Raw genomic sequence first — 11,006 nt, 5'->3', positions numbered from 1 at the left:
CATGATTCATGGTTTAGTTAGATTCAAAGCTATCGTTGAGGGGTTCGCCCTCAAAAATACCACCCCAAATCAACAAGTTATGGGGTTACCATAGGTTTCTCAAAACCCTTAGCACTCGTCAGGTTTTGAGAAGCCTTTGTCACGTAGAAGCGGGTTTTGAGAAACCCTCAGCACTTGGAAAGTTTTAAGAAACCCTCTGCACAAGTAAGAAACCCTCGGTACGTTGGGGCTTAATTTTCTCCTCCTTTTTTATCGTCGTTGCTAATGCTTTTTTTGCTGCGCTGAGGTTGGCTAGTCATTTTTCCAAATTCATAAGAAAAGCTCACGCGCCAGCCACGGTTGAAGTATTTGCTGCTTCCTTCTTGGGTAAAAGCGGGAGAGGCAAACGTAATTTTCTGTTCTAAAAACGGGGCAAAAATATTGTCAACACCCAGTCCAATTGTGCCTTTTTTCTTCAAAACTTCCTTTTGTAAGGCTAAGTTATAATAGGCATAGCCACTGACTTTGCCTTGCAACATAACCCGTGGTGAGTTGAAGAAGCCAAAAAACTGCGCTTTCAAACCTTTACCAAAATCGTAAGTACCGTTTAAATTGATGCGATACATCCAGTTTTCGTTTTTGGCTTGCAATGCAGGGCTGTTCAGGATGTTATAATAAAGGTTGAGGGAGGTGTTGGCTGAAAATTTCTTAATTTTTGTACTTCCGCTCAAGGTCAGTCCGTATGAAATGTTTTGAGAGATATTCTGGAACGTCAAATGGGTTGAACCGTCTTCGTTGACCGTCCGAATGCGCTCGATGGCATTATTGGTTTGGCGCATAAACAACACCGTATTCACCGATGATTCTTTGATATACACATTGTAACTTGCTTCGGCGCTGTGGGTCAGCTCGGGTTTAAGATATGGGTTGCCTGAGTAGGTAGCTTTTGGTTCGCTGGCGTTGACGTACGGGTTCAAGAACCAAAGCATTGGCCGCTGAATCCGTTGCGAATAACTCAATTTAAGTTTCTGATTTTTAGGGAGATTGCGCGACAAACTAAGGTTCGGAATGATGTTGCCGTAGTTGCTCGAAAACGGCACCGTGCCCGCCAAAAATGCCGCCTGGATAAACGTGTGTTCGTAGCGAGCGCCTGCGTTGATACCCCATTTGTTTTTAGAAACGCGTGAGTAAGCGACGTAGCTCGAAGCGACTTGTTGGTTATAATCAAAGAGGTTGGCCAAGGCTGGAACGTCCTGAAAATCGCTAGAACCATCTAAGGCAGTAGCGACGCGGTAATCGCTTTTAACGTTTCTCAAGATGGCTTTTGCGCCAATTTCTAAGGTGCTTACACTATCCAGCGGATTGGTAAAATCAATTTGAATCGTTCCTTCGTGATTTCGGCTTGCGTTGGGGCTTTTTTCGCGGTAATAAATGGCGTTTTCGGCGTTGAGCTGGTCGAGGTTGTAGTAGCTGTCATCCACCTCTTTAGAAAACATGGTCAAGATATTAAACTCTTTTTTGGGCTTTTTAAACGACTTGTTGTAGTCGAAGTTCAGGGTTCCTCCGTTCCAATCATAAATCCGATAGAGTTTTCTGGTAAACAATGAACGAGGCTCGCTAGGGGCTGTAAAGTCGTTGACGTAATCAAAATTCATGGCGTTTTTACCGTCATAAAAATTCAATCCCGCACTTAGTCGATTGAGCGAATCAATGTCCCATTCGGCCGAAAGGTTGCCGTACATATTTTCTCCAGTGCCTTTGAACGATGTCGTTTGGAGCAATTTGGTTTGGTAGTTTTCGAGGGTTGTAATTCGGGTCACAGAATTTTCGCCCAAATTGCGCCATTTGTTAAACCCACCGCGGGCCGTCACACCTACACTCTTTTTGCGGTAATTGAGGTTGCCATTGTAGTTGTCATTCCATCGCCCAATCGACGTATTGGCTTTGCCATTGACGCCTTGAAGCGTGTTACGTTTGGTAATAATGTTGATAATTCCTGCCGTACCTTCGGCGTCGTATTTGGCCGAAGGAGAAGTAATGACTTCAATTTGCTTGATGTCATCGGCAGGAATTAATTTGAGCACCTCCGCTACACTTTTGGCCATTAAGTTGGAGGGTTTATTATTAATCAACACTTTGATGTTGGAGCTACCGCGCAGTTCTACGTTACCATCCAAGTCCACCGCCACTGCTGGAATTTTGCGAAGCACATCGCCCGCGTTTCCTCCTTTGATGGTAATGTCTTTTTCAGCGTTGTAAACCAAACGGTCGGGTTTGTCTTCAAACAAAGCTTTTTGCTCAACGACCTGCACTTCTTGGAGTTGCTGGGCAGCTTGTGCAAACGAAATTACCCCTAGGTCGAGGTCGTTTCCTTCGGTTACTACCACGTTATTGATGATTTTGTCGCGGTAGCCCACAAAGGTGATTTTGAGTTGGTAGGAACCACCGCTCACTTTGCTAAAGGTAAATTTACCAGTAACTTCGGTGGTGGTTCCTTCCAAAATTTTGCTGTCTTTCAACAGCGCAACAGTCGCAAACTCAACGGCTTGTTTGGACGTAGAATCGAGCAAAAAGCCTGAAATTTTTGATTTTTGGGCAAACGAAGTCCCGATACCCCCTAGCAAGAGGGCTACTAAGAATAACTGTTTCATAAAGTTTACCAGAGGTGGCTGTTAAATGGGTGTTGGCTGTATTTTTTGTGTGGTAGTTAGTGAATGAATTTTAGTGTGGATACTCGGCGTTCTTAAAATGGTTACAACAATGACATGCGTTTTTTCAAAACGTTGCATTAATACTCTCTTTTCTTTCTCGAACATGGTTAGGAGTGTGCCTTTTGAATCTTTCTGGGGAAGTTTTGGCTAAGCGTGTGATAAGGATGTATTTATTTCGACGCACTCATTGGTTTTTTTTCGATACGATTCAACGTGTAGCTAAACAGCTCATTACCTACCAAAAGGCTTCGGTCATGGTTCAACATAAAAAGGAGGTTGTCATCCGCTTTGAGAAGTTGTAAGGTGGCGTTCTCCATTTGCAATTCATATACAGTGGCCTCAGGGTCATTTTTTATCCCTTTACTGATTTTCCACGCTCCGTTTTGGTCTTTTTTGCGAAATGTCGTACCAATCAACTGAAAGGTAGTTGGCTGATGCGTCTTTGGGTCATGGAAAAGTGTTATTTCCCACTTACTTTTAAAACATTCACTGGATACTGTCACTTTTAATAAAGTGGCTAATTCTTGGCAAGGGCAGCGTCCTGCAAAAATGCCAAGGACCTCTGGGCCAGAAGGTATAGGGCGTGAGGTGGGGACGAGGGGAGGTGTATTTTGGGCCAAAAGCGCAGCCGAAAATAGAAAGATAAAGGTAAAATTAAGTAGCTTTTTCATCGCACGGTTTTGTTAAAGGTATAACTGTGGCTAGGTGTACCAATCATCAAACTTTTATCCCCGTAAAGAAGATGCAAAAGATTGTCGTCCATTTTTACAAACGAAAGCATTTTGTCGGACTGGTCGGCGAGCAGGCGATAGACAAGGGCATTGGGGTTGGTTTTGGTGCCTTTTGTTATCTCCCATTTTCCAGTAATCGTTACGGGAGTGCCGCCTCCTGCAAAAAGATTGGTGTTGGGCTGATATACCCCGTACGTAGCGCGCAACTGAAAATCGGTGGCAGCTTGCGTCTGAGCGTCTCGTTGGAAGATAATTTCCCATTTGATAAAATCACAAGCCGCAGAAGGTGGCATAGCAAGCAGCGACTGAAATATACTTCCACATGGGGTACTTGCCACAAATCGCTCGGAAACAGTAAGAGCCTGAGAAAAACTAGGTAGAAGCGATGAAAGCCACACACAGACCAGTAGGACACTTTTGAAGAGAAATTGCATGGTCTTGAAAAAGTTAAATTGTTTATTACTTTATCCATAGAAACAAAAAAGACTTCCCACGTTGCATCCAGCGGAAAGTCTTTTAGGAAACTTTCCAAGTGTGTTTGGTTAATAGCCAAAACTTGGAAGGTTTTATCAGGAAAAAGACCTACCAAGTTTATTTGGCAACGACGCCGAAACTTGGTAGGTCTGTACTACTAGTGTCCTTTTGAAAATGTAGGCAATTCCCAGTCGCACGCAGGAGCTAGCCAGTCGTAGCCCGATTCGATGGGCTGGCCATCGGGCGGGGTCATTGTCGGGGTCATTGTGACATCAGAAGGACGATTTTTCGCCATTTCGATTTGGTGCATCGCAAACAAATTGTGGGCTTTTTGCTTGGCGTCCGAAATACCACGATTTTGTAGCCAGAAGTTCAAGTCTCTCAATTTGAGCATGATAACGGCGCGTACTTGTGGCGTAACTTCTTTGTTATTCGATAACTCGATAAGTTTCTCCAACATCATTTTGTCCACCAAACGCGCAATTTCGCCTTCATAACCCGCCCGCGATGCGTTTGATTTCCAAGTGGCGCCGATGAGTTTATCAAGGGTTTCTTCCAAACTTAACAACGACGGATGGAACGACGACTGAATCACCAAACGGCTCAAACGCTCTGGATTAAGCAACATGCGTAACGTCAATCCTGCCGAGGCTTCGGGTGGGCCGAGTGGGTCAAAAACCAGTCCCGTACGGCGTTTAAAAGTTTCGCGGGGATTGGCGTCGTAGCCAAAGGCGCGCGGAGGTGTGAGTTTCAATACCGGTTCGGGTACTTTCAAGAAATCAGGTTGGAGCGTTTGGAGCAGGGTTTCCAAGGCTTCGCGTTGTTCGAGTCCGTTGACAGGTGTAGTGGTGAGGTCTTTGTCGCCTTTTACGGTAAACTTATAATTGACTCCACCGACAACTTTAGCCGTGGCTTCTACCTGAAAACGGTGAAACATATACATGGGAACAAATACTTCTTCCAACGAACTCATCGGCGTCCCTGTGCGCAGTTTGCGTTCGTCAAAATTACTCAATGTTACTTTTCTGATTTCCGATACCCGTTTCAATTCGGCCGTAGCGTTTGCGCCATTGTCCCATAAGTGGGTTTGAGGATGAGCACTTCCTTCGGGGCGAGCGTCTTGGTCGGTCAAGAAATACAAGCCTTTGCCGTACATCTGGTCCACAATGGTGTTGAGGGCTTTTTTCTCGTCCGTTCCCTTAGGGAAATCTTGGTAGCCCCAGATGATGGACCATTTGTCGTAATCGCCAATTTTTTTGTCATACGCATTGGACAAATCCACTTTTCCGTTTTTCAACTCGACCAACATGTGCGGATAATCCATCACCGAAGCGCGGTTGTGAATGCTTGCTACGTAGTTGTGTGGAAGCCCCAAGGTATGTCCAATTTCGTGCGCCGAAAGCTGTTTTAAGCGGTCAATCGACATTCCTAACATATCTTCTACGTTGCTAGTGTCGGTTTGGAAATTACCCACCAAACCCTGCGCAATCAAATAATCTTGACGTACCCGCAGCGAACCTAGTGTTACTTTCCCTTTCAAAATTTCGCCCGTGCGAGGATCCACAATACTCGCCCCGTACGACCATCCACGCGTAGAACGGTGTACCCATTGCACGAGGTTATAGCGAATGTCCATTGGGTCGGCGTCGGCAGGGAGCAATTTTACTTGAAACGCATCTTTGTAACCCGCCGCTTCAAACGCCTGATTCCACCATTTGGCACCTTCTACCAAAGCCGAACGGATGGGCTCGGGGGCACCTGGGTCGATGTAATACACAATTGGCTTCACGGGCTCGCTGAGGGCGGCGTTAGGGTCTTTTTTCTTTAAACGGTGACGAACGATGTAGCGCTTTTCAATCGGCTCACTGATGGGCGTGGCATAGTCGTAATAGGACGTAGAAATGTACCCAATGCGTGGGTCGAAAGCGCGTGGTTGGTAGTCATTGTCAGGAAGTTGTACAAACGAATGGTGCTGACGCATGGTTACGACGGAGGCGGTAGGGACCACTTGACGCAAGTACGCACCAGGTGAGTCGCCCGTGAGGGTAATGGTTACTTCAAACTCCGTGTTTTGAGGGAAGTTTTTGGTGTTGGGCAAATACATGGCCGAACGTGAAGCATCCAATCGAAACGAACCTTGACGCGTGCGCGAAATGCCTTGAATGGCTCCCACGGCGTCTTGCATCAAAAAAGGCGTAAGGTCCACGAGGGCAGTACCTGCGTTTTCGGCCAAAACCTCAAATCCCCAATGCACCGACTGTGCAAATGATTCTTCTACCGCACGGCGCTCAAGCGGATCTTTGCTAACGGCGCGGTAGGCGTAGTTGGGTTCCAACATTAAAATCTTGTTGCCCGTACGCTGAAATTTAACCACGTGCTCTTGCCCCAAGCGACCACGGTCTAGGCCAATGTCGTTGGAACCGATGCCTTGCGAAAGGGTAGGGTAGTAGAGGAGTTCGGTGTCGAACTGCTTAATTTCAAGATAGACTTTTCCTTTTTTTGCATCCCAGTAGTACGGCAAAAAACCGTCTTTCTTCTCCATGTCTTTGGTGAAGGTTTCAATGGGATTTTGGGCGTAGAGGGAGGTCGAAAACAACGCCAGAAATAGGAGTTTTTTCATAAATAATTGGGTAGATTAGGTTGTTGATTGGTTAGACTACTCCCCACGAAGGGTGTTCTACAAAGAAACCTAATTTTTAGGAAAAAGGAGGCATTTAAGCCCACAGAAATCGACCTATACGGATTTTTTTGCGGCAGCTATACCCGCGTTAGTGCGCTCTTGAACGCTTTTCCAATGGGAAGCGCTTGTCCTTGAACGATGACTTCTTCTTTGGTATAAATTTCAATTTTGTCGATGGCCACAATAAACGAACGATGAATCCGAACAAACTGGCTAGGGGGCAGAAGTGCTTCGATTTCGTGCGTGCTCATTTTTGCTTTAAACTCACCTTGCGTCGTCATCACTCGAATGTATTCACGGGCACTTTCGACGTACAATACCGTGTCAAACACAATTCGTACTTTCTTTCGGTCGATGCTCAAAAAGCAAGAAAACTCTTTGATTGGGGCTTCTTTATCAATGGGTTGCTGGCTAGAAAGTGCTTTTGTGACCTTGTTGGTTGCGGTGACGAAGCGTTCAAACGAAAACGGTTTGAGCAAATAATCAATGACGTTTAGTTCAAATCCTTCGACGGCGTATTGGTGGTAAGCAGTGGTGACGATGACAGCGGGCGGGCGCGTTAAGGTGCGTAAAAATGCCAAGCCCTTTAATTTGGGCAAATGAATATCCAAAAAGATCAGGTCAACGGTCGTGGATTGGAGAAAAAGCCCTGCACCTATGGCGTCTCGGAAAGTGGCGATGAGTTCGAGTTGGGGCAAAGATTCGCAATAATCTTTCAGGATTTTGACGGCCAAAGGTTCGTCTTCGACAATGATGCACTTAATTTTTTGCATAGCTGTTGAGGTCAATGGTGAGTTGGGTAAAAAACGTTTGCCCCCTGTTTTCGAGTTGAAGCTGGTAAGAATGAAACAATAGCTCTAACTGCCGACGAATGTTTCTGATGCCGATTCCTTCTTGGGAAGCGGTTGATTCTTCGTTTTCTTCTTTTGAATTTTCAATCTCTAACCGTAATTCCTGCTGACGAACCGCAAGCCGAATGTGGACAAATGCTTGCTGGAGTGTTTCTGAAACCCCGTGTTTGAAGGCGTTTTCGACCAGAGGAATCATCAACAACGGTGGAATCAACGTTTGGGACTCCTCCAGCTGCACCTTAAATTGGATGTTGAGGGTCTCGTCGTAGCGCATTCGCTCAAGCTCCAAGTAGTCTTCGATGATTTTAATTTCTTTATCGGCACTTACGAGCCCGCCGCCCGTTTCGTAGAGCATGTACCGTAGCATTTCCGACAACCGTAGCACGTTGTGAGGCGCTTGGTCGGATTTTTCTCTGGCCAAAGCGTAAATGTTATTGAGGGTATTAAAAAGAAAGTGTGGGTTGATTTGCGACTTTAAAAAGCTCAATTCAGACTGTTGTTTTTCAATGACCAGCCGCTGATTGTGGAGACGAAGCTCGTACGATTCAACTATCAATTTGACCAGCGTAAAATAAATAATTCCCACAACCTGGAAGAAGAAGCGAGTGGACAGCCCTTTCAGCGTAAACGGCATGTCGTTGAGTGGGTCAAGTCCAAAAACGTATGCCGCAAATTTGCACCAACCTGCAAACCCGAACGTAAGCATGAACAGCATTCCTACTACGAGCAATGTACTCCAGCCCCATCGCTTGGGTTGTTTACGAATCCAAGGAATAGCTTGATGAAAAAGGAACAAATTTAAAAGTGCGATAAAAGCTACCGCCCATGAGAAAATAGCGATAGCGCTCAGAAAACAACTCCATTCGCCGTTGCACTCGAAAGCCATTGCCACGTACCAAATGGCAAAATAAGAAAACAAAATCCAGCAACTTACCTTGAAAGGTTTACTCATCATTCCACTGATAATCAATAGTGACCGTTTGTAAAATTAAGCAAAGAGAGTAAAGAAAGTAGTGAGAGTCAACACTATTTCCACGAACGTCAACCAACGACCGATTAACGTCAACAAAACGAGTTGGAAGGCAAAATCGGTCGTCATAAAATGGCTTGTCGTACGCCAAATGGCCACCAACTTTGTGAAAAAACAAGCCTTTTATCAGCATGAAAACAAAAGAACTACCTGCAAAACAGCTTCCAACTAGCCCAAGAGTTGGGAAAAACTACCTCGACCTAAGCGTTAAAAGTTGGTTTGTCGTTGCCACCTTAGGGCAGTGGATTTTTGGACTATACATTGCACTGTTTTATGGCAAATCTACCTTGTCAGGCGAATGGGAGACGTGGAACAAAGTCCTGCCTCATGGCTATGTAAAGGACGATTTGACGGGAAACGTAATAGTCGCTGCCCACGTATGTTTTGCGCTTATAATGGTGGTAGGCGGGCCTTTACAACTGATGCCTCAGCTAAGAAATCGCTTCAAAACCGCTCACCGTTGGCTGGGAAGAATGTATATCCTAACGGCCATTCTGATAGCTCTTGATGGACTCACCATGGTATGTACGCGTGGGGCAGTGGGAGGACTTTTGCAGCACATTGCCATTTCGGTTCAGGCCGTTTATATGGTTGTTTTTGCACTTCTTGCGCTGCATTATGCCCGTCAACGCGACTTTGTGAAACACCGTCAGTGGGCCATTCGGCTCTACTTGGTGTCGAATGGCGTATGGTTTTTTCGGGTGAGCCTGATGGCTTGGCTCATGCTCAACGGCGGCCCCGTAGGATTTGACCCAAAAACATTTGACGGGCCATTTTTGTGGTTTCTATCCATTGCCATTTATGCCCTTCCTGTGGCTTTGATGGTGTTTGAATTGTACCTATATGCCCAGAAAAACCCATCAAAGCCCTTACTGCAACGGACTACCACTTCATTGCTTTTTTTGCTGACGGGATTAATGTTGGTGGGGATTGTAGCGGCTACAATGGGATTGTGGATACCTAGAATGTAAAATTGGGAGTAATATACCTACTTTTTGATGCTGCTATCGTCGGGGCGTTGGCTTATCTAGAATGGAAAGCATGGATACGTTGGTTTCGCCCGTAGATAAATAGATACCAATTAAAAATAATTTTTACAAACCATGAAACCTATTCTAACAGCCGTTTTTTTCTATCTGTCTCTATTTCAAGTGTCTGCACAAAGCGTGGATACAACCTTCGTCGATGCTTCTAATTTACGCATCAAGGACCTTCGTCTTGGCCGACAAACCTTCCTTATTTATTCCAAAAAACGGACAGATGGTCCCGTTCAAAACCAAACATTGGTGGTGATAAACGTTGCTGCGGAAGAAAAAGAAGGGGCAAAAAAGATAACCATTGACCAGCGCTGGTATGATAAAGATACGTTGTCACATACATCGACAAGTGTTTTGAGTGCCGTTGATTTGAGGACGTTGCACCACACTTATTGGTGGAAACGAACGGGGCAAAATGTGGCGTTAAATTTTGAAAATAAAACCGCAGAACAGTCTGGAAAAGCCACCGAAAATCAGCGTGAAAAGTTCCAAAAAGACTTTGCGATGGCCGCACAAAGTGGTTATTTTCTCAATTGGCATTGCGACTTGGTACTTTTTCCGTTGTTTCCTTTTAAAGAAAATACAGTATTTAAGGTCAAATTTCACGACCCTGGTTTAGGACTCCCAACTACGGAGCTTTATAAGGTGACAAAAAGCGAAAAAATCGAGGGAATTGACTGCTGGGTGCTGGAATATACCCTGCCCCGTAACATGGGTTACCAGCGTTTTTGGGTTGCCAAAAAAGCTAAAACCGTGCTGAAGGAAGAAGACAGTTTCAACGGAATGTATCGCTTCAAACTCAAAATGACGGTTTCTGAGTAGCTTGAAACACCCAATCAGGCGCTTGGTCAATCTCTTGGCGTAGGAGCTGGTTAAGTTGTGCCGCATGGTGCTGAACGTGCCTCATGTTGTACAACAGTATTTCTACCATTGAATAATTCATGGTTTCGGATTGATTGATCCAACGTGATTCGGCGGTTTCAGATGTTAATTGGCTAATAAACGTTTGGGCCTTTTCCCTACAATAATGCAGATATCCAAGTAATTCGTCGGGAGAATAAACCCGTTCGGGGAGGGTATCTTCAAATTCGGAGAAGGTGAAAGGAGGAGGTGGCGCAAACGTTTTGGGTGAAGTGGTCAAGTAGTAATCAAGAAAAAAGAGCGTATGAAAAGCGTGGTACCAAAACTTGCGCTCAGTATCCCACACTTCATCGGGACAACAACGAATGGCATTTTCGAGCATGTCAATACTCGCGCCCAATTGATTCCAACTACTTTCTTTAACCGTTATCAACATTGCACAATAAATTTTAGCTCTTGCCCTTTGCCTCTTGCGTATTGCCCCTTGCCAATTTGCCTCTTTGCCTCTTGCGTATTGCCCCTTGCCTCTTTGCCTCTTTGCCTCTTTGCCTCTTTGCCTCTTTGCCTCTTTGCCTCTTTGCCTCTTGCCCTTTGCCTCTTGCCAATTTGCCTCTTGCCCTTTGTCTCTTGCCAACTTGCCCCTTGCCCTTTG

Annotated in this window: 9 protein-coding genes; 2 read left to right on the top strand and 7 right to left on the bottom strand. The window is 45.3% G+C overall.

Annotated features, from left to right (window positions below):
- Positions 1-230 precede the first annotated feature (230 nt).
- The 6 genes from FHS57_RS28360 to FHS57_RS28335 form a co-directional block, all read right to left on the bottom strand.
- Complete coding sequence (locus FHS57_RS28360) at positions 231-2,630, bottom strand: TonB-dependent receptor (RefSeq protein ID WP_183979642.1); 2,400 nt, start codon at positions 2,628-2,630, stop codon at positions 231-233.
- Between the two features lie 230 nt (positions 2,631-2,860).
- Positions 2,861-3,361, bottom strand: a complete 501-nt coding sequence (locus tag FHS57_RS28355; RefSeq protein WP_183979641.1) for a hypothetical protein — start codon at positions 3,359-3,361, stop codon at positions 2,861-2,863.
- The gene (locus FHS57_RS28350) at positions 3,358-3,855 is read right to left on the bottom strand and encodes a hypothetical protein (RefSeq protein WP_183979640.1); all 498 of its coding nucleotides are present in this window, start codon (positions 3,853-3,855) and stop codon (positions 3,358-3,360) included. The genes FHS57_RS28355 and FHS57_RS28350 overlap by 4 nt, the downstream gene beginning before the upstream one ends.
- Positions 3,856-4,052: 197 nt before the next feature.
- Positions 4,053-6,515 (bottom strand): zinc-dependent metalloprotease, encoded by a 2,463-nt coding sequence (locus tag FHS57_RS28345; RefSeq protein WP_183979639.1) that lies wholly within the window; start codon positions 6,513-6,515, stop codon positions 4,053-4,055.
- 137 nt (positions 6,516-6,652) lie between these two features.
- A complete protein-coding gene (locus FHS57_RS28340) occupies positions 6,653-7,348 on the bottom strand; it encodes a LytR/AlgR family response regulator transcription factor (RefSeq protein ID WP_183979638.1) in 696 nt (231 codons plus the stop codon).
- Positions 7,335-8,381, bottom strand: a complete 1,047-nt coding sequence (locus FHS57_RS28335) for a sensor histidine kinase (protein WP_183979637.1) — start codon at positions 8,379-8,381, stop codon at positions 7,335-7,337. The genes FHS57_RS28340 and FHS57_RS28335 overlap by 14 nt, the downstream gene beginning before the upstream one ends.
- Positions 8,382-8,587: 206 nt before the next feature.
- Between FHS57_RS28335 and FHS57_RS28330 the strand changes: the two genes are divergently transcribed.
- A complete protein-coding gene (locus FHS57_RS28330; protein WP_183979635.1) occupies positions 8,588-9,427 on the top strand; it encodes a DUF2306 domain-containing protein in 840 nt (279 codons plus the stop codon).
- A gap of 132 nt (positions 9,428-9,559) precedes the next feature.
- Positions 9,560-10,315: a DUF3108 domain-containing protein gene (locus tag FHS57_RS28325; protein ID WP_183979633.1), complete on the top strand. Its 756-nt coding sequence runs from the start codon at positions 9,560-9,562 to the stop codon at positions 10,313-10,315.
- Here the strand turns inward: FHS57_RS28325 and FHS57_RS28320 are convergent.
- Positions 10,293-10,790, bottom strand: a complete 498-nt coding sequence (locus FHS57_RS28320) for a DinB family protein (RefSeq protein ID WP_183979631.1) — start codon at positions 10,788-10,790, stop codon at positions 10,293-10,295. The genes FHS57_RS28325 and FHS57_RS28320 overlap by 23 nt on opposite strands.
- Between the last annotated feature and the right edge of the window lie 216 nt (positions 10,791-11,006).

It is taken from the genome of Runella defluvii, from assembly GCF_014195535.1.
GTDB classification, from domain to species: Bacteria; Bacteroidota; Bacteroidia; order Cytophagales; family Spirosomataceae; genus Runella; species Runella defluvii.
This window is presented reverse-complemented; position numbering and strand designations above follow the sequence as displayed.